At 64.4% G+C, this 18,438-nt stretch carries 17 protein-coding genes; 11 read left to right on the forward strand and 6 right to left on the reverse strand.

What is annotated here, in order from left to right:
- Positions 1-247 precede the first annotated feature (247 nt).
- Complete coding sequence (locus tag YP76_RS20165) at positions 248-472, forward strand: hypothetical protein (RefSeq protein WP_046765406.1); 225 nt, start codon at positions 248-250, stop codon at positions 470-472.
- 397 nt (positions 473-869) lie between these two features.
- On the opposite strand, the gene YP76_RS20170 is transcribed toward YP76_RS20165, so the two are convergent.
- Together YP76_RS20170 and YP76_RS20175 are read right to left on the reverse strand one after the other, a co-directional pair.
- Complete coding sequence (locus YP76_RS20170) at positions 870-2,030, reverse strand: IS110 family RNA-guided transposase (protein ID WP_046765407.1); 1,161 nt, start codon at positions 2,028-2,030, stop codon at positions 870-872.
- Positions 2,031-2,177: 147 nt separating this feature from the next.
- Positions 2,178-2,396, reverse strand: a complete 219-nt coding sequence (locus YP76_RS20175) for a hypothetical protein (RefSeq protein WP_046765408.1) — start codon at positions 2,394-2,396, stop codon at positions 2,178-2,180.
- A gap of 611 nt (positions 2,397-3,007) precedes the next feature.
- On the opposite strand from YP76_RS20175, the gene YP76_RS20180 reads away from it, so the two are divergent.
- From YP76_RS20180 to YP76_RS20205, 6 genes are read left to right on the forward strand one after another with little or no spacing between them, the layout of a single operon-like run.
- Positions 3,008-3,298 (forward strand): hypothetical protein, encoded by a 291-nt coding sequence (locus YP76_RS20180; protein WP_046765409.1) that lies wholly within the window; start codon positions 3,008-3,010, stop codon positions 3,296-3,298.
- Positions 3,288-5,600, forward strand: a complete 2,313-nt coding sequence (locus YP76_RS20185; RefSeq protein WP_046765410.1) for a type IV secretion system DNA-binding domain-containing protein — start codon at positions 3,288-3,290, stop codon at positions 5,598-5,600. Before YP76_RS20180 ends, YP76_RS20185 begins: the two co-directional genes overlap by 11 nt.
- Before the next feature lie 3 nt (positions 5,601-5,603).
- On the forward strand, positions 5,604-8,636 hold the full coding sequence (gene mobF / locus YP76_RS20190) for a MobF family relaxase (protein ID WP_046765411.1): 3,033 nt from the start codon (positions 5,604-5,606) through the stop codon (positions 8,634-8,636).
- A gap of 50 nt (positions 8,637-8,686) precedes the next feature.
- The gene (locus tag YP76_RS20195) at positions 8,687-8,887 is read left to right on the forward strand and encodes a hypothetical protein (RefSeq protein WP_046765412.1); all 201 of its coding nucleotides are present in this window, start codon (positions 8,687-8,689) and stop codon (positions 8,885-8,887) included.
- Positions 8,888-8,897: 10 nt separating this feature from the next.
- On the forward strand, positions 8,898-9,428 hold the full coding sequence (locus YP76_RS20200; RefSeq protein ID WP_084733288.1) for a DUF2726 domain-containing protein: 531 nt from the start codon (positions 8,898-8,900) through the stop codon (positions 9,426-9,428).
- 6 nt (positions 9,429-9,434) lie between these two features.
- Positions 9,435-10,094: a hypothetical protein gene (locus tag YP76_RS20205; protein ID WP_046765413.1), complete on the forward strand. Its 660-nt coding sequence runs from the start codon at positions 9,435-9,437 to the stop codon at positions 10,092-10,094.
- A gap of 40 nt (positions 10,095-10,134) precedes the next feature.
- Here YP76_RS20205 and YP76_RS20210 read toward each other — a convergent pair whose 3' ends face one another.
- Entirely contained in the window at positions 10,135-11,049 is a 915-nt protein-coding gene (locus YP76_RS20210; RefSeq protein WP_046765414.1) for a LysR family transcriptional regulator, read from the reverse strand.
- A 99-nt stretch (positions 11,050-11,148) separates the two neighbouring features.
- Here YP76_RS20210 and YP76_RS20215 point away from each other — a divergent pair, with 99 nt between their 5' ends.
- From YP76_RS20215 to YP76_RS20230, 4 genes are all read left to right on the forward strand, one after another.
- Complete coding sequence (locus tag YP76_RS20215) at positions 11,149-12,678, forward strand: MFS transporter (RefSeq protein WP_046765415.1); 1,530 nt, start codon at positions 11,149-11,151, stop codon at positions 12,676-12,678.
- A gap of 188 nt (positions 12,679-12,866) precedes the next feature.
- On the forward strand, positions 12,867-13,721 hold the full coding sequence (locus YP76_RS20220; protein WP_232307663.1) for an ABC transporter permease subunit: 855 nt from the start codon (positions 12,867-12,869) through the stop codon (positions 13,719-13,721).
- An 8-nt stretch (positions 13,722-13,729) separates the two neighbouring features.
- Positions 13,730-14,524 (forward strand): ATP-binding cassette domain-containing protein, encoded by a 795-nt coding sequence (locus tag YP76_RS20225; RefSeq protein ID WP_232307664.1) that lies wholly within the window; start codon positions 13,730-13,732, stop codon positions 14,522-14,524.
- Positions 14,525-14,553: 29 nt separating this feature from the next.
- Positions 14,554-15,501 carry an aliphatic sulfonate ABC transporter substrate-binding protein gene (locus YP76_RS20230; RefSeq protein WP_269748658.1) on the forward strand — a complete coding sequence of 316 codons (948 nt, stop codon included), beginning with the start codon at positions 14,554-14,556 and terminating at the stop codon, positions 15,499-15,501.
- Between the two features lie 10 nt (positions 15,502-15,511).
- Here the strand turns inward: YP76_RS20230 and YP76_RS20235 are convergent, their stop codons facing one another.
- Genes YP76_RS20235 through YP76_RS20245 form a run of 3 tightly spaced genes read right to left on the reverse strand, consistent with a single transcriptional unit; the run spans position 15,512 to position 18,433 of the window.
- Positions 15,512-15,901, reverse strand: a complete 390-nt coding sequence (locus YP76_RS20235; protein WP_046765418.1) for a DUF983 domain-containing protein — start codon at positions 15,899-15,901, stop codon at positions 15,512-15,514.
- Positions 15,898-16,434, reverse strand: a complete 537-nt coding sequence (locus YP76_RS20240; protein ID WP_052757518.1) for a DUF934 domain-containing protein — start codon at positions 16,432-16,434, stop codon at positions 15,898-15,900. Before YP76_RS20240 ends, YP76_RS20235 begins: the two co-directional genes overlap by 4 nt.
- A gap of 13 nt (positions 16,435-16,447) precedes the next feature.
- Complete coding sequence (locus YP76_RS20245) at positions 16,448-18,433, reverse strand: DUF2849 domain-containing protein (protein ID WP_046765419.1); 1,986 nt, start codon at positions 18,431-18,433, stop codon at positions 16,448-16,450.
- Positions 18,434-18,438: the final 5 nt, after the last annotated feature.

The raw sequence follows: 18,438 nt of genomic DNA on the forward strand, positions 1-18,438 counted from the left end.
GTCTCCCGACGAGAGGGAAATCTCTCACAGTCTTCCCATTCTGTCAGACGTCCGAGGCCGCCTCAAGGACGGCGGGGCCCCACCATTTTCTTTGTCGGATCGAGCGCCGGCACTTCTCCCGCAGCGTCATGGCCGACAAAGAAAATCGTGACCCCCACCGCCGCTTCGCGGTCGCTTCGCGATCCTTGACCCGACCTCGGACGCCCGACGCGCCGCTCCTGTCATTCAAGACCGACAGGAGCACATCATGCAGATCATCACGACCGCCGCCGCCGCCGACAACGCCGCCTACTTCGCAGCGGTCACGAACGCCGATCGCCGGGCGCAACACAGCTACTTCGACCAGCATGTCATCCAGGACGATGAACTTGGCTACTTCGCCATCGACGAGGGCGACTACGGCGCACTGACACCCACGCTGATCGACCGGATCGTCTACACCGCACCGGGCGGCATCATCGACGAAATCTGAACCGGGACGGGGAGGGGCGCAGGCCTCTCCCCCCTCACATGGGGATTATCGAGTCAAGCGCCTGTGCGGAACCATTGCACGGGCGCTTTGCTTGCCAAGCTTGGCTGTGGAGAGATCGGCTGAAAGCCCTGTGTCGTTCATTCCATTGGTTGTCTCCGTACAGCGCGATCCATGGTCTGAGCCTGTTGCAACAAGCGTCCCGTTGACCGGTCCGCTCTAACCTCACATCCGGTCGCCGCTCGTGCGCGGCCGCACCACAATCCCGCTTGCGTCGGGTCTGGCTCAGGAGACGGGACCAACCTTTTTGTCGGCGGGTAAAGCCAAGAGGGGCCGACGGTCCGTCCACCTGGATCCGGCAGGGACGATGCCCTGCGGGAACTCGTATCGGGTAGCTTGCTCAGGCCGCCTTCAGTAGCGCGCCCTTCGGCACGACGCCGGCCGAACTGAACTGCCACAGCGCGATCAGCAGCTTGCGGGCGAGCGCCACGATCATCACGCGCCTCACCCGTCCACCGTTCGCCTGCACCCGGTCCGCATACCAGCGCGCCAGCTCCGAATCCGGCTGATGCCGCAGCCATAGCCAAGCGACCTGGATCATGGTGGTGCGCAACCGCTTGTTGCCGGCCTTTGACACGCCCTGCTCGCGGTCCATGTTGCCGCTTTGCCATGGGGATGGCGCGAGACCCGCATAGCAGGCGACCTGCCGCCGGTTGCTGAAGCTGCGGAAGAATGCCTCAGCGTATAGCACGCCGGCGAATTCTGGGCCAATGCCGCGCAGTTGGAGAAGCCGCGCGCTCGCCGGCTCAGCGGCTTCGTCCGTCGCCATCTCCAGCATCGCGTCTCGCTCGCGCTCGACTTCCCTGATCTGGCGCATGACCAGTTCCAGCCGGTCCAGTTCGCGCTCGATCTCCCGCTTCACATGGCACGGCAGCGACCGACCGTCGCCGGTGACCAGTTCCTCCAGCCGCGCACGCCGGTTGGTGCGCAGCGGTTCATAGTCGCCGACGCCCTGCGCGAACAGCAATCCCTTGATCCGGTTGATGTGCCGGATGCGTTCGACCACGAGCGAGCGCCGCTCACGACAGATGCGTCGGCGGTCCTCGTCGTCAGCGCTCGGTACCGTCACCATTGCGCAGACCCGCGGCTCTCCGCGCTTGTAGGCGAGCAGCGTGCGGACCAGCGCCTCGCCGTCCAGCTTGTCCGTCTTCGCGCGCCGGCTACGCCGTGAGGCCGCGATCGACGCGGCATCGACGACGTGGCTCTCGATGCCCTCGCGCACGAGGCAACGGTGTATCCAGAAGCCGTCCAGCCCCGCCTCCTGGATAACGACCAGCCGGTACTGCTCGCCCGTCCGCTCTCGCGCCTTCACCTGCAACTGCGCGAACCGCTCCAGCAGCGCCGGCACGTCGCCTCCCTTCACCTGGTGTCGCGAGATGCGCTCGCCGCGACCTGGTGACAACGACGTCACCAACCAGGTGGAACGGCTCAGCTCCAGCGACACGAAGATGGCGTTCAACTGCGTGCTGACGGCGGCATGGGACGAGATGGACACGGGCAACCTCCTTCACGACAAAGCGGGAAGGTCAGTCTGCCTCAATCAGCGCCAGCCCGCGCCCATGGGATCTTTTTGTGCGAGGATGGACGGACATGGGGGGCATCGAGCCCCCCATGTCCGTGCCGCGATTCAGATCGCGGCGGGGGGGCTTCAGGCTATCAGACGCCTCTCGACCTCATCAATCCCGAGCGTCCGGATTCGTGCCAGCAACTGGGCCAATCGCTTGCCGTCGAGCTTGAGCAATCCGGCTTTCTCGACCGTCTGGATCGCCTGTTCGCGTTCCCGGTCTTCCAGCTTTTGCCGACGCTCCTCCAGCTTGCGGGCTTCCTCTTCGATCGCCGCTCGTTCCTGTTCCAATGTGCGTGCCATAAGGGCCTCTCGGTTCACGCTGATCGGGCTGCGAACGCGGCTCTTATAACCAGTGCCGTGGCAAGCCGGAAGCTGTAGCTGAGTCCGGGCGGCTCGGCGTGTCCTTGCGGACCGCCGCCGGGCTCTATTCGCTAAGCCGCCGCCCGCTCTTCCGAGCGGCCCCCGGCTAACCTCACGGAGCCAGGGCAAGCCCCGTCTCCGCCCTTCGGGTTACGATCCCTGCCGTGAACGCGCATCGCTCGCGGCCCATTGCCACCTTCCGTCCAAAGGACGGACCGGCGCCCCGCCGGAGGCGCTTCCCCCCAACATCCGATGCGTCAACGGACGCCCCCCGGAACTGGATCTATCCTGCTACAGAGAGGCACACCGAACGCACCAAGGTGTAATAGCTTTATAAACGACTTCAATAGCTTATGTGAAATCTACTCTGTGTGCGGCTGTGGGACAGCCTCACTACAGGCATGAAACCCAAGTAAAACAGCTATTTCAATGTGTTACAGGAGAACACGCGCGCAGGAGGCAAACCGATTTCCTTGCCTCATCGAAGGCGTTGCGCTATAAGCGGGATCGGTTTCTGAGACCCCACCAGCCTCCCTGCTAGGAGGCTTGGTTTGACGACCCCCAACAAGCATTGCACGGTCCGCATCGACCGCGGCAAATATGATCGCCTCGTCGCGCTCGCTTCGGAACGCGGCTGCACCCCTTCCGACCTCATCCGGACGGCGATCGACAACTTCCTTTCATCGGGCCAGTTGCTGACGTCCAGCCAGCGCCGGATCGCGCGCATCGGCGAGTTCCAGCACCTCGCGCTCGACATCATCATCCGAGAGCAGTTTCCCGAATATCGCGACCGCATCATCGCGGAAACCGACAAGCGCCTGGAGCTCTATCATGGCGCGTAAGGACGACATCCGAACCGATGGCCGGGCCATCCCGCTGAAGCACCATAGCGCGCGTGGAAACGTCCAGCGCAACGCGGGCAATTTCACCCGCGGCAGCCAGCTCATCACCCACGAGATGCTCATGTGGCTCTCGGGCGCGAAGCTGCCCTTCATGCTCTGGTTCTTCGTGTTCCTCGCCGCTTGGTTCGTCATCATGTCGATCAAGCTCGACGAGCATGGTTTCCAGCTCGTCTGCATGAAGCTCTACGCGACGCTCTGGAACTGGGTCGATCTCAATCCGAACAAACGCGTCAACGTCACCCTGCCGAACGGCGACATCCTGAAAACGGTGATGTGGGCGGTTCCCTATATCCCCGAGGTCATCAAGGCTTGGGCGACCGCGGTGCATGGGCTGATCGGCGCTATCCTCGTCTCGATCTTCATCACCATTCCCGCTGCCATCTGGTTCGTCGATCTGTCGCATCGGCGCGGCCGTTCGATCCTTCAAGAACGCCATGAGCGCGGCGCCATGCTGGTCGACCGTGAGATTCTGCAGACCGAGATCGCCGAGCATAACCGGGCGAAGTTCGAAGAAGACGTGCGGGCGCTCTTGCCCGGCCTGTCGCCTGCCCAAGTGCTGGCACTTCCGTTCCGTGCCCGCAAGGAAGCGGGTATCCACCACCCTTACATCCTCGCCGGCATCCCGTATCCGCACCGGACCGAGCAATCGCATGCGATGTTGATCGGCACCACAGGCGCGGGCAAGACGACCGAGCTCAGGAGTCTCGTCGCGCAGATGCGCGCGCGCCAGGACACGGCGGTCATCTTCGATCTGACCGGCGCTTATGTCGAAGCCTTTTACGATCCATCACGCGACACGATCCTCAACCCCATGGACCAGCGCTGTCCCGCCTGGTCGATCTTCAACGACTGCTCAAGCTACAGCAATTTCACCTCAGCCGCCGCGGCCCTGATTCCTTCCGACGGCGGCTCGTCCGAGCCCTTCTGGGCGATGGCGGCGCGCACCCTGTTCATCGAGATGTGCATCCGCCTCCAGGAACGCGGCCAGACGAGCAACCTCGCGCTGTCCGAGAACCTGATGACCGCGGATCTCAAGCGTGTGCATCGATACCTGGCCAACACCATTGCCGATCCCCTGACGGCGCCCGAAGCAGCGCGCATGGCGGAGTCGATCCGCGCGGTTTTCAACACCAATGCGGCTGTGCTCCGCTTCCTGCCGGACGAAGGCGAGCCCTTCTCGATCCGCAAGTGGATGACCACCGACAAGCAGCCCGGATCGATCCTGTTCGTCACCTCCGATTACGACGACCTTGAGATGAACAGGCCGCTGCTCACGCTCTGGATGAACCTGGCCATCACCAGCCTTATGACCTTGCCGCGCACGCGCTCGCTTCGCACCTGGTTCATGTTCGACGAGGTCGGTGCGCTGCACCGTCTGCCCGCCATCGAAAAGGGTCTCCAGACCGCGCGCAATTTCGGCGGTGCCATGATCCTGGGCCTCCACAGCTTTCAGAAGCTCGTCGAAGTCTATGGCGAGGAAGGCGCGCGCAATCTCGCATCGCTCGCCCGCACTAAGCTGATCCTTGCCACCAGCGAGACCAAGACCGCTGAGGAATGTTCCCAATATATCGGCAACCGCGAGGTCCGCCAGATGGATGAGGCCTATAGCTATGGCTATAACAACACGCGCGATGCCTCGACGCTGACCCCGCGCAAGCAGGTCGAGCCCCTCGTCATTCCCGACGACATCACGAACCTTCCCGCCCTTCACGGCTTCGTGAAATTTCCCGACGGCTTTCCCGCCGCGCGCATCCTTCTCGAATGGAAGAATTACCCCGAGGTCGCGCCCGGTTTCCTTCTGAGGCCCGACGTTCAGCCGGTCCGGTCCAAGCGCGGAGAGGAAGCGTTCGAGGAGGACGAGGAGGCAGGAGAGGCAGGCGGGCGGGATGGCGCGGGGCAGGTGATCGAGGAGGCCTCCGAAACCGCCAACCTCGCCAAGGAGCTTGCCTCGCGCATCCTCTCGGCCGAGGTCGAGCAGGAGGAGGATGCGGCGAACCGCGCCGCCCAACGCGCCGACGATCGGGACGAACAGACGGCGCCTTCGCTCAATGCCGCCGACAAGACGCAGCCGGCGCGCGCCAATGGCGAGGAACAGCCGGTCTCCGCGCGCGACAGGGACAAGGAAAGCGACCGCCGCGCCGACGCGGCGCGCGCGCCGCAAGTCGAGGATCAGACGCTGGTCGAACTGCGCCAGGCCTTCCATCCCGGCCGCGACGATGACGGCATGGATATGGGTATCTGACCCATGCTGTCGGTCGCTGCCGTCCGCTCCGCATCCGGTGCCGCGAACTACTTCGCGAAGGACGACTATTACACCGTCGAGGGTTCCTCCGAAATCAGCCTGTGGGCCGGGGAAGGAGCGGACGCGATCGGCCTGTCTGGCGAGGTGTCCAAGGACGCCTTCGAAGGCGCCCTCAACGGTATCCTGCCCAGCGGCGAAGCCGTTGCCCAGGTCGAGAACCGGCGCGCCGGCGTCGACCTCACTTTCTCGATGCCCAAGTCCGCCTCGGTCATGGCCTATGTCGCCGGCGACAAGCGTATCCTTGCCGCCAACATGGCGGCGGTCCAGAAGACCATGGCCTGGGTCGAAAAGAACCTCGCCGAAGGTCGGCGCGATGTCGAAGGACGCAAGGTTCCGATCCAGACCGGCAATCTCGTTTACGCGCTGTTCCAGCACGACACGAGCCGGGCGCTCGACCCGCAGGGGCACATCCACGCCGTCATCGCCAACCTGACCCGGCTGCCCGATGGGAAATGGCAGGCTCTGCACGCCGACAAGATCTGGAGCCACAACAGCATCATCGGCTCGATCTACCATGCCTACTTGCGGTCGGGGCTCGAGCAGATCGGTTACCAGCTCGACATGAAGGGCAAGCACGGCACCTTCGAGATTGCCGGGGTGCCGAAGGCGGTCATCCAGGAATATAGCCAGCGGCGCGAAGACATCCTTGAGCACGCCACCCGGCTCGGCATCAAGTCGCCGGAAGGCCTGCGCGAAATCACCAAACGGTCGCGCGATCCCAAGCTCGATGTCGAAGATCGCGCAGCCCTCCGTCAGGACTGGATCGACCGCGCGGCCACCCACGGTTTCGATGGCAAGGACCTGCGCGCCGCGGCGGAGGCCCGCGCCGGGATGACGCCGCCCGACAATGTCCTGGAGCGCGGCTATCGTGCGATCGTCGAGGCGATCGACGGCGCGCGCAACCGGCTGGGGGCGCTGCTCCGTCCGCACGATCCGCTGGTCGATAACGCGCTCGCCCGCGCGGTCCGGTCTCCTGATGAGGCACGCACGCAACTGGCCGTGGCCTCGGCGGTCCGCATCCTCTCCGAACGCGAAGCCGCCTGGCCCGTCAACCTGCTCAGCAAGACCGCGCTCGATCTCGGCCTGAAGGGCGTCACGGTCGAAAGCATCGAGCGGCGGATCGACCGGCTTGTGCAGAACCGCCAGCTCATCCCCGGTATCGCGACCGCCGCGGATCGGACCGGGCGCATGGTGACCACGCAGGAGGCTCTGCGGACCGAAGAAAAGATCCTTGGGGCTATCGATGAGGGCAAGGGCAAAGCGGAGCCGATCATGCCGGCCGCCGAGGCGCCGCAGCGCTTGCAGGATGCGTCAGCTCTGCCCCTCAACCCGGGTCAGCTTGCCGCGGCGACGATGATCCTCTCTTCCGCCGACCGGACAGTGTCGGTCCAGGGCGTCGCGGGGGCCGGCAAGTCGACCATGCTCCAGGCGGTCGCTCGGGTCGCCGAAGCCGAAGGCCGATCGATCACCGGCCTCGCATTCCAGAACAAGATGGTGGCGGACCTCGCCGAAGGGGCGGGGATCAGAGCCCAGACCATCGCCTCCTTCGTGCTCGCCAACGAGCGCTTCGTTTCCGAGCGCGATACGCCCAGATATGACGCCGCGCGCGAGAAACTCGCCGGCACCATGCTCGTCGTCGACGAGACTTCGATGGTCTCGAGCAACGATATGCTCAAGCTCCACCAGATCAGCGCGGTCCTCGGTGTCGACAAGCTCGTGCTGGTCGGCGACCGCCAGCAGCTCTCCTCGATCGACGCCGGTAAGGCCTTCGCCATGATCCAAGCGGCCGGTGGCACGATGGCGCGCATGGATCAGAATATCCGTCAGCGCACCGATCAACTGCGCACCGTCGCGGCGCTCGCCAATATCGGCAAGGCCGGTGCAGCGATGAAGGTGCTGGGGGACCGTGTCGTCGAAGCGGCCGAGCCTGCCGCCGCCGCGGCCGACATGTGGCTGGCGCTATCCGGTCCGGAGCGCGAGGCGACGGCGGTCTTCGCGTCGGGCCGCGACGCGCGTGCGGTGATTAATCAACGCATCCAGGACGGCCTGATCGCCGAAGGCAGCGTGAAGGGCGAGGGGACTCACCTCACGGTCTATGAGCGGGTCAATACCACCCGCGAGGAACTGCGCTACGCATCGACCTACCGGCAGGGGCAGACGCTTGAGGTCGGCCGGGGCGGGGCACAGGATGTCGGCATTCAGGCCGGCCGCTACGACGTCCTCAAGGTCCATGCCAATGGCAAGGTCGAGCTCACCGACGGGCGGCGCAAGTTCCGCTTCGACCCCCAGAAACTGTCGCCGACCGAGCAGCGCGACCGGCTCCAGCTTTCCGAGAAGAAGGATCTGCATCTGCGTGAAGGCGACCGCGTGCGCTGGACCGCGAACGACAAGGATCGTGGCCTGCTCAACGCCGCGCTGGCGCGCGTCATCGGTATCGATGCCGATGGCGTGAAGATCGAGACGGCGGGCAAGGAACAGCTCACGCTCGGGCTCGGCGATCCGATGCTCTCGCGGCTCGACCTTGCCTACAGCCTGAATATGCACATGGCTCAGGGGATCACCACCGACAAGGCGATCACCGTCATGTCGGCGCACGAACGCAATCTCTCGAACCAGCGCCTGTTCAATGTCGGCGTGACGCGTGTGCGCGAAGAACTCACCATGGTCATCGACGATCGGGAGAAGCTCGAGCGGCAGCTCGACATGAACCCCGGCAACAAGACTTCCTCGCTCGAAACGCTCGGACGGCTCGACATCGACGGGAAGAAGGGGCCCGCCCCGCGCGAGAAATTCGATCCGGGTCCGATCGATGGAGTCGATCTCTCGGACCTACCGCCGCTCCCCGCCGATCTGCCGCCATTGCCGGATGGCGCCGCGCCGGCTGCCAAGGATCCTCAGCGTCCCCCGGACCTGAAGCCCGATCGGGGCGACGTGTTGCCACCGCTGCCGGAGCGCAGCCTGGGCCTCGACTTGTGAGTGAAGAAGCCGCGGGCGCGGTGCGCGCGGCGACATGAAGGAGACGACCGATGAGTTGGGAATTTGAGCAGGGCGGCAAGTTCGGCAGCGAAAAGGCGGCGAACGACTACGCCCGCCGCAACGGCCTCGATCCGCGCGATGTCCAGCTCACCCGCAAGGGCGACGAGGTCGAGCTGAATATCCGCCGTTCGGCGCTCGATGGCAGGAGCCTGCGCGACAATGGCGAGGGCCGGCGGGATGGCTGGGGTTGAAGGGGGCCACATGGAAAAGCTGAACATTGTGGGTCCGCTTCTCGGGTCGATCATGCCGATGCTCATGCTCGCCGGGGCGGTCGCTATCCTTTTCGCGGTGTTGAGCGCAGCCCTCGGCCTGTCGGGCCCGCCCGCGCCCATTGCCAAGCCCCTAATGACACGGCGCGAGGAAGCCATGCTCGTCGTGCTCGAGGAGATACTACCCATGTACCGCTTTCATGCGCAGGTGGCGATGGGAGCGCTCCTCAAGGTTCCCGCACGGCCCGATCGACGATCTTCGCCAGCTGACCGCAACGCTTTCTCGCAAAAGATCGTCGATTTCGTGGTGCAGGATCCGACCACGGGCAAGGTGGTCGCCCTCATCGAAGTCGATGACTGGTCGCATCGCGCGGCGAAGAACCGCCACCGGGATACCATGACGGCCGGTGCCGGATACCGGACGTTTCGCATACCGGCATCTGCGCAGCCGACCATCCCGGCGGTGCTTCGCGTTGTCGGCCTGCTTCGCGAGGAAGCGCTGCAGATCGACTTCAGGGGATAATCCGCGATGGGACTGGATGATCGCGACTACATGCGCGCCCGCTATCGGGCGCGCGCAAAGGGCACGCGATGGAACGACCGGAACGGGCGGGTCGAGGGCGCCTGGTTCGATCCGGTCAACCGCGGCCAGGACTATCAGCAGCGCCGGTTCGGTGGTGCTCACACGCAGCGCAGCTCCCTACTGCGCTGGCTGCCCTTCGGTTTGAGCGTCCTGCTGGCCGCGATACCGGCCTATCATGCGCTGAAGCGGGATGGATGGCTCCCGGACCTTCGGCCGGAGCTGCCGTTTCCGGAAACCGGGGCGGTCACTGTGAACGCCCAGGTCCATGCGGAGAACGCCACGTCACGCCTGATCGTCGTCACTGCGGACGCCAATGCCGTCGTTCAACTCTTCGACCCACGAAGCGGCCGGCATGTCATATCCGTCTATGTGCGCAAGAATGACCGGACGACGATCCCGGTTCCGCCGGCTACCTATCGAATGAAGGTGGCCGAAGGACAGCGATGGCATGGCCCGACGGCTTTCTTCGGTTCGTCCACGACCTATGAAACTGTCGTGCCGCTGATGGTGTTCACGCGCCAGCGCGGCAACGGCATCGATTTGCACAGGCGCGTCGACGGCACGCTCCCGACACGGCCGAACTGGCGAGGACCGGACTCATTGTGATGCGTGGCGGTGGGGCCCGGCAATCGTCAACGGCGTTTCATCAGAGGGCTGTTTCCCCGATGGGTTGGAACGCCATTTTCAGGGGTGCCGTCTGCAGCAGCTGTCGCACGAACGTCCTGACTGTCGGTGAAGGATCGCGCATGCGGTAGATCGCCGCGACTTCGGACAGGATCGGCTCGCCCGCCAGCGGCCTGAAAACGAGATTGGGCATCCGGACGACCGAGGCGACCGCGCTCGGCAGGATCGAGACGCCAACACCGAGCGATACCTGGGCCAGGACCGCGACCAGATTGCCAGGCGCCTCCATGATGCGCGGCGCGAAGCGACCGCGGCGCGCCACTTCCTGGGTCCCTGCGGCCTGTTCGGGCGGGATGAAGGATTCGTTGGCGAGTTGGGCGGCTCGAATGGGTCCAGACTCTCCGGAGAGCCTGTGCTCCGCCGGAAGCGCGATGCAGAATTCGTCGCGGAGAAGCACATGCCGGCTCACGCCGGCAGGAAGGGCCAGAGGGAGCCGGACGAAGCCGATGTCGATGGCGCCGTCTGCCACGCTTGCAGGGAGATCCGCCATCGGCCGTTCATGCGCGTTGATCTCGACGCCCGGCCAGCTCGCACGATATTGGCGAATCCGGGCCTGCAAAACGCTCGCATAGGCTGCCGAACCGACATAGCCGATCTCGATCCTGCCGATTTCGCCGCGGCCGGCGCGACGTCCCGCACTCTCGGCCTGGGCGAAGCGCGCCAGCACCGCTCGCGCTTCCTCCAGGAAGATCGAACCGGCCGGCGTCAGTGCAACCGATCGCTTGGTCCGTGCGAACAGCCTGGCATCCAGGGATCGTTCGATCTCCTGGATCTGGACGGTCAGCGTGGGAGGTGCGATCCCTAAGCGCTCGGCTGCCCGCGCGAAATGCAGCTCCTCGGCAAGCGTCACGAAATAGCGAAGGTGCCTGAGTTCCATAACAGAATTAGGTTATACCTAATTAAAATCCTATACGCCAGCAATGACACGAATTCCGATCGCCTTCAATGGGAGCGGGTTACAGATCGGAAATTCGTCATGTCTTCATCGTCTCAAATCCAGCGCAATGGCGCGCCCAATCCGCTGCTGGTGCTTCTCACCGCATCGACCGGCTGCGCGATGACCGTGCTCGACACCAATGTCGTCGGGATCGTTCTTCCGACGATCGCCCGCGATCTCGGTGCGAGCTTCGCAGACATCGAATGGGTTATCGGTTCCTATGTGCTGTGCTTTGCGGCGTTGTTGCTTCCGGCAGGCAGCATTGCCGACCGGCTGGGACGTCGCCGGGTTTTCCTGGCAGGGATCGCCTTTTTCGCTGCGGCTTCGCTACTTTGCGGTGTGGCCACCTCCGCGATAATGCTGTGTGGCGCGCGGGCCCTTCAGGGAATCGGAGCGGCCTTCCTCCTGGCACCTGCGCTTGCGATCATCGGCCACAGCTTCCATGGCGAGGCGGAGCGCAACCGCGCCTGGGCCATCTGGGGCGGGATGATGGGGCTGACGATGGCTTTGTCGCCGATCATTGGAGGCGTCATTGCCAATTTGCTGGGTTGGAGATGGGCCTTCTTCATCAACATCCCGATCTGCGCAGCTCTTGGCGCGGCCGTTATCCTGAAGATCGAAGAATCGCGCGATCCTGAGGTCGGCAAGCCGGATCCGGCGGGAATCGCACTGTTCGCCGCGTCGATGTTCTTCCTGACGGCCGCGCTGATCTATGGGCAGGAGCATGGTTGGGGGGCTCCGAAGACGCTTGGCGGATTCGCGCTCGGCGTTTGCGGGTTCATCCTGTTCGTCATGGTTGAGCGCGCCCAGGCACGACCGATGCTCGACCTCTCGCTGTTCCGGCGGCCGGCGTTCATCGGCGCGGTTCTCGCGATGTTCGCCTATGCCGGCAGCGCGCAGGTGATGGCATCGCTACTACCGCAATTCTTGCAGAACGGCATGGGCCACGGGCCGCTCGAAGCTGGGTTCGCTATGCTGCCCTTCGCTCTTGCGATGCTGGCTTTTCCTTATATCGGGAGACGGCTCGGCGCTCGGCTGGTGTCACGGCAGATATTGGTCGTCGGACTGCTCGTTGTCGCGGCGGGAAATGCCCTGACGGGCTGGGGTGCGTCGGCCGGGCAGTCGGCGATGGTCATGGCCGGGATGCTGGTGCTCGGCGCTGGCGGCGGTCTGCTCAACGGCGAGACGCAGAAGGCGATCATGAGCGTCGCGCCGCGCGATCGGGCGGGCATGGCTTCCGGCATCAGCACGACGTCGCGCTTTTCAGGCATCCTGCTCGCCTTCGCACTGCTTAGCGGCATCCTGTCCACGGCGACCCGCGGCCATCTGATGGCCTCAGCGTGCCGGGGCGGCGATCCATGCCGCCGGTTTGCGGATGCTGTGGTGGCGGGCGATCTGACGCAGGCCTTGGCTGGCCTCAAGGGCGATGTTCGGGAGGCGGCGATCGTTCAGGCCCAACTCGCCTATCGCGCCGGTTTCTCCACGGCGCTGGTCGCTGCGGCGATCGGAGCACTTATCGCGGCCATACTGGTCAGCAAGCTGATGCGGGAGCCGCGCCAGGCTGGCTGAGATGTCGAAAGGCCTGGATCAAGGCATATGGGCGGCGTCGCGTACAGCCGCCCATTTGGTTGACGAATTATCGTATAAGACATAGTTGTATCGCATAATGAATGTAGCCTCCACAAGCCCTCTGCCCAAAGGCTGGCCCAGCGCGTGAGACGGACAGGATCTTCTCTGCTCGGCACCGTTCCGCGCGCGTGGCCAGCATTACAAACAATGGCCAATCGGGCGGCGTGCAATCGATCATGACTGCCGTTTCGACTGTCCGGAAAGCGCGAGGCTCGAGACTTCGCGTTGGCGACAACCTCGTCCCCTGGCTCCTGCCGTTGCTTATCCTGGGCGGGTGGCAGATCGCAGCCATGGTCGGCCTGTTTCCGGCACGAATGCTGCCGGCTCCGACCAGCATTGTCGCAGCCGGCTATCGGCTGCTGGGTACCGGCGAGCTTCAGCAGAATATTTGGGTCAGCTTTTGGCGAGCCGCCGTCGGCTTCCTGATTGGGGGTGGAATCGGCTTTGCGCTCGGCTTGGCAAATGGTCTGTCGAACCTGAGCGCCAGGATGACCGACACCACGCTGCAGATGATCCGGAATATTCCGCATCTCGCCCTCATCCCGCTGGTCATCCTCTGGTTCGGGATCGATGAGGCCGCCAAGCTGTTCCTCGTTGCCTTCGGCGTGTTCTTTCCCATCTACCTGAACACATTTCACGGCGTGCGTGGCGTCGATCCGCAGCTCGTCGAAATGGGCCGGATCTACGGTATGAACCCCGCGCGATTGTTCTGGCGCGTGATCTTCCCCGGCGCACTTCCCTCCATATTCGTCGGTCTGCGCTTCGCGCTCGGCATCATGTGGCTCACCCTGATCGTCGCTGAGACGATCGCGGCATCCTCCGGCCTCGGCTATATGGCGATGCAGGCTCGCGAGTTCATGCGGACCGATGTCGTGATGCTCAGCATCCTCATCTACGCGCTGCTCGGGAAGCTGGCCGATCTATGCGCTGGATTGCTGGAGCGCCTGACGCTCTCCTGGCATCCGGCGTTTCAGGGCGGATGAGCTCCTCCATGCAGGAAGCGCCGCCCGTCCACCCAATGGCCGATGGCATTGCGAACCGGACGAGCGGCACGGTCGGTGGCACGGCACTTTCGCTACGGGGCCTGCAGAAGCGATTTGGCGAGACGCAGGCCATGCGTGGGGTCGATCTCGATATCCCGTCCGGTCAGTTCGTCGCGGTGGTCGGGCGCTCGGGATCGGGCAAGAGCACCATGCTGCGTCTCATCGCCGGGCTTGAGGTACCGGATGCCGGGACGATCGCATTCGACGGGGTGCGCGGCGAGCGCGGCGGCGATCTGCGGATGATGTTCCAGGAGCCGAGGCTGTTGCCCTGGGCCCGCGTCCTCGCGAACGTCGAGGTTGGAATACGCGACGCTGACAAATTGCGTGCCGGTGCGCTCGCGGGCGAGGTTCTTCGCGAGGTCGGACTCGAGAGCAAGCAGAACGAGTGGCCCGCGGCATTGTCGGGCGGGCAGCGTCAGCGCGTCGCGCTCGCGCGCGCCCTTGTCAGCCGGCCGCGCCTCCTTCTCCTCGACGAACCGCTGGGCGCGCTCGATGCCCTGACACGCCTTTCCATGCAGGTGCTTCTGACACAGGCATGGAGCCGGCTGGGGTTTACCGCCATCCTCGTCACGCACGATGTCACGGAGGCAGTGGCCCTGGCGGATCGCGTCCTGATTATCGAGGACGGCCGGATCGTTCAGGATGTCGCTGTCCGTGAAGCCCGTCCAAGGACGCGCGGCTCGCCGACGCTCGCGACGATCGAGAACAGCATCCTGGAAGAGCTGCTCACCGAAGAGATTTGATCCCGTGTACCCGGAGAGTGCCGCATATGATGAACCGTAGATATTTCGTGGCTGGATCGCTGGCCGTCGGCGCGCTCGGCCTGCTGACCAATTGCACTTCGGGCCGAAAGTCGCTGCGTGTCGCTTTCCAGAAGGGGATTGGAACGATCATGTACCTGAAGGACACCGGCATCCTCGAACGTAAGATCGAGCCGCTTGGCTGGTCGGTGGAGTGGAAGGAATTCGCCGCCGGCCCGCAGATGCTCGAAGCCATGAACCTCGGCGCCGTCGACTTTGGTCCGGTGGGCGAGACGCCGCCGATATTCGCCCAGGCGGCGGGTGCCGAGATCCTCTATGCCGGCTGCGAGCCACCCTCTCCAAGGAGCGAGGCGATCATCGTTCCCAAGGGCAGCTCCATCCAATCGATAGCGGATCTGAAGGGCAAGCGTGTCGCCTTCGTCAAAGGATCCAACGTCCACTATCTCATCCTGCGCGCGCTGCAGACGAGCGGCCTGAGCTTTGGCGACATCGTTCCGGTCTATATGACACCAGCAGATGCCGGAACGGCGTTCGAGCGCGGCGCGATCGACGCGTGGGGAACGTGGGACCCCTATCTCTCCGCAGCCGAATTGAACATTGGGGCGCGGGCCATCGCGGACGGAACGGGCCTGGCACCCAACATCATGTTCTATATGGCGGCAAAGCCGTTGGCCGAGCACGATCCGCTTGTTCTCAAGGCGGCGCTGGCGGCAGTCAGCGAAGCTGGCCGGTGGGTTAGCGGAAACCGCAAGGCTTTTGCCGGGATCCTCGCCGCACAGATCGGCGTGTCAAAGGAAATAGCGGAACGCGCGGTTGAGCGCGGTGAATTCGGTGCCGGGGCGATCACTGCTGAAACGCTTCAGAAAGAACAGGAGATCGCGGACCTGTTCTACGATCTCAAGCTGGTCCCGAAGCAGGTCGATGTGCGTGCGGCCGCCTGGTCCGCTGAGCCTGCGTAACCGCTAGGCGTCAGGCCCGGCGAATAGTCGCGAGATAGTTCTTATTGAACAGCCAACTCTTCATCGGTCGCAGCGGCAGGAGGCAGCCGATGAAGAGCACCGGCACGGATGTCAGGAAATGGACCCAATAGGGCGGGTTGAACAGGATCTCGAGTAGGAGCGCGAGCGCCACCGACGGAAAACACCCGAAGGCGATGACGAGAAAGCCGGCGCCGTCCAGCGGCTCCGTCTCAGCGAAGCCCAGCCCGCATGTTTCGCAATGATCCCGCAGCGTAAGGAAGCCGGCAAACAACCGGCCTTTGCTGCACCGTGGGCACCGGCCGCTGAGCGCAGCACGAAGGGCGCGGAGCCTGCTCCATGCGTCGGTTCCCGTGGGTAGCCGGTGGACCGTGCCGCTCATCCCTGTTCTTTGTCGCCTATATGCAAATGCAGCGTCTCACGGGGCCGGGAATCTCCCTGGCTGAGCAACCGCTTGAGTAGCGGCCCCGTCGGCCGCTCGGCTGTGCCACCAGTGGCGAGCGCCCTTAACCACTGCTCCGGCGGATGAGAGGTGGACGTCTCGAGGGTCGAGAAGCCGCACGCGCGTAGCGCGGCGAACTGATCCGGCAGGATATGCCCCGACGCCCGCAGGTCGCCCATATAGTGATGCTTGCTGCGCAGCGTCGTCGCCAGCGTGAACCCGCGTCCGTCGCGGAAGCTCGGGAATTCGATCACGATCAATTCGAGTTCGTCGAGCGCGGCGAACAGCCGGTCGGTCTCCGTGCCGGTGACGACACGAACGCCGATCGGCCGCGCTTCCCGCAGCTCGCCGGGCGACAGCTCAACGAGCGTCGCGAACGGCACCACCAAAGGCTCGGCCGCGATCCGATAGAGGATGGCGCCTTCGATCCAGGTGTCGGCGACCGGTTTCGCTTCCATGTCGATAATGGGCATGACCAGCCTCCTCTCAATCACCGGCATAGGCCGCTGCCTTGAACGGCGCGGCGCCCAGGCGGCGATAGGTGTCGATGAACCGCTCACCGGGTTCCCGGCGCTTGATATAGGCATGGACGATCGCATCGATCGTATCGACCACCTTCTCCGAGGCGACAGCCGGTCCGATGATCGAACCGATCGACGCCTTGTCGTCGGACGCGCCGCCGAGCGTGATCTGGTAATATTCCTCGCCAGCCTTGTCGACGCCGAGCAGGCCGATATGCGCGACATGGTGGTGGCCGCAGGCGTTGATGCAACCGGAGATGTTGAGATCGAGCGGCCCGATCTCCCGCTGGCGCTCGGGGGCGGAGAACCGCTCCGCGAGGCGCTGGGCGACAGGGATCGAGCGCGACGTGGCGAGACTGCAATAATCGAGCCCCGGGCAGGAGATGATATCCGTCACCAGACCGATATTGGCGCTGGCGAGACCGCCCTCGACCAGCCCGGACCAAAGCGCATACAAATCGTCGAGCCGGACATGAGGCAGGACAAGATTCTGCTCGTGCGACACGCGCAGTTCGCCGAAGGAATAGGCATCGGCCAGATCGGCAACCCGCTCCATCTCCTCGGCGGTGATGTCGCCCGGTATGCCTCCGGTCGGCTTCAACGAGACGGTCGCGCAGGTATAGCCCGCCACGCGGTGCGGATAGCTATTCGTTGCCACCCATGCTGCGAATGCGGCGTCCTTCGCGCAGGCGGCGTCGAGCGACGCAGACACAGGCGGCAGGCTCTCGAAGGGCGGCTCGACGAACCGCGCCTGCAGCGAAGCGATGATCTCGGAATCGAGGACATTATAGTCCTCCGGCATCGCGGCGAACTCATCCTCGATCATCTGGATGAAGGCGTCGGACTTCATTTCCTTGATAAGGATCTTGATGCGTGCCTTGTAGATGTTGTCGCGCCGACCGAGCGCATTGTAGGTCCGCAGGATCGCCTCGACATAGCGCAGCAAGTCCTTGACCGGCAGCCAGTCGCGCACCCGCACGCCGATCACTGGCGTGCGCCCGAGCCCACCGCCGGCATGGAATGAAAAGCCCGGTTCGCCGGCGTCGTTGCGATGGGCCATGATGCCGATGTCATGAACGTGGATTGCCGCGCGGTCGATCGGGCCGCCGGTGATCGCGATCTTGAACTTGCGCGGCAGATAGGTGAACTCGGGATGGTCCGTCGACCATTGCCGCAGGATCTCGGCGAACAGGCGCGGATCGATCACTTCTTCTGCCGCCGCACCGGCGAAATGGTCGGTCGTGACATTGCGGACGCAATTGCCGCTGGTCTGGATGGCGTGCAGGTCCGCCTCGGCCAGCAGCGCGAGGATGTCAGGCGTGTCCTCCAGTCGGATCCAGTTGAACTGGATGTTCTGGCGGGTGGTGAAATGCCCATAGCCGCGGTCAAAATGACGGGCGACATAAGCAAGCTGGCGCATCTGCGCGGCGCTCACCACGCCATAGGGCAGCGCGGCGCGCAGCATATAACCATGAAGCTGGAGATAGAGGCCGTTCATCAGGCGGAGCGGCTTGAACTCGTCCTCGGTCAATTCGCCCGAAAGCCGCCGCTCGACCTGCTGGCGGAACTGCGCGGCGCGATCGCGCAGGAACTGGCGATCATATTCGTCATAGCGATAGATGCCCGCATAGGGCGACCGGACAAGCTCCGACGGAGGAGGGGGGAGGACGTCGGCGCGTGCCGGCCGCCCCGCCTGGGTTCCGAGGTCAGCACGGACACTCGGACCCTGGGTGCGGATCTGCTCGCGATAGGTGAGGGGGGCCGGCGCGGGATGCACATCGACCACGCGATGGTCCGCCTGATCCGCGCGCGCGGCTTCCAGCGCCGTTTCAAGCGCGTCGTCCTCGAAGCGCTGCGCGCCCTCGATCTTGTCGACCCAGGTTGCAGCGTCACCGAGCCATACCGACGCGCCATCGCGCAGCCGGCTGGCCGTTACATAGTGGGTAGCCATGGTTC

The organism is Sphingobium chungbukense (assembly GCF_001005725.1).
Lineage (GTDB): Bacteria > Pseudomonadota > Alphaproteobacteria > Sphingomonadales > Sphingomonadaceae > Sphingobium > Sphingobium chungbukense.

Excerpts from the sequence above, each read along its gene's own strand:
- YP76_RS20165 (WP_046765406.1), top strand. The coding sequence starts at position 248 with ATGCAGATCATCACGACCGCCGCCGCCGCCGACAACGCCGCCTACTTC.
- YP76_RS20175 (WP_046765408.1), bottom strand. The coding sequence starts at position 2,396 with ATGGCACGCACATTGGAACAGGAACGAGCGGCGATCGAAGAGGAAGCC.
- YP76_RS20185 (WP_046765410.1), top strand. The coding sequence starts at position 3,288 with ATGGCGCGTAAGGACGACATCCGAACCGATGGCCGGGCCATCCCGCTG.
- mobF (WP_046765411.1), top strand. The coding sequence starts at position 5,604 with ATGCTGTCGGTCGCTGCCGTCCGCTCCGCATCCGGTGCCGCGAACTAC.
- YP76_RS20195 (WP_046765412.1), top strand. The coding sequence starts at position 8,687 with ATGAGTTGGGAATTTGAGCAGGGCGGCAAGTTCGGCAGCGAAAAGGCG.
- YP76_RS20200 (WP_084733288.1), top strand. The coding sequence starts at position 8,898 with ATGGAAAAGCTGAACATTGTGGGTCCGCTTCTCGGGTCGATCATGCCG.
- YP76_RS20205 (WP_046765413.1), top strand. The coding sequence starts at position 9,435 with ATGGGACTGGATGATCGCGACTACATGCGCGCCCGCTATCGGGCGCGC.
- YP76_RS20210 (WP_046765414.1), bottom strand. The coding sequence starts at position 11,049 with ATGGAACTCAGGCACCTTCGCTATTTCGTGACGCTTGCCGAGGAGCTG.
- YP76_RS20215 (WP_046765415.1), top strand. The coding sequence starts at position 11,149 with ATGTCTTCATCGTCTCAAATCCAGCGCAATGGCGCGCCCAATCCGCTG.
- YP76_RS20225 (WP_232307664.1), top strand. The coding sequence starts at position 13,730 with ATGCAGGAAGCGCCGCCCGTCCACCCAATGGCCGATGGCATTGCGAAC.
- YP76_RS20230 (WP_269748658.1), top strand. The coding sequence starts at position 14,554 with ATGAACCGTAGATATTTCGTGGCTGGATCGCTGGCCGTCGGCGCGCTC.
- YP76_RS20235 (WP_046765418.1), bottom strand. The coding sequence starts at position 15,901 with ATGAGCGGCACGGTCCACCGGCTACCCACGGGAACCGACGCATGGAGC.
- YP76_RS20240 (WP_052757518.1), bottom strand. The coding sequence starts at position 16,434 with ATGCCCATTATCGACATGGAAGCGAAACCGGTCGCCGACACCTGGATC.
- YP76_RS20245 (WP_046765419.1), bottom strand. The coding sequence starts at position 18,433 with ATGGCTACCCACTATGTAACGGCCAGCCGGCTGCGCGATGGCGCGTCG.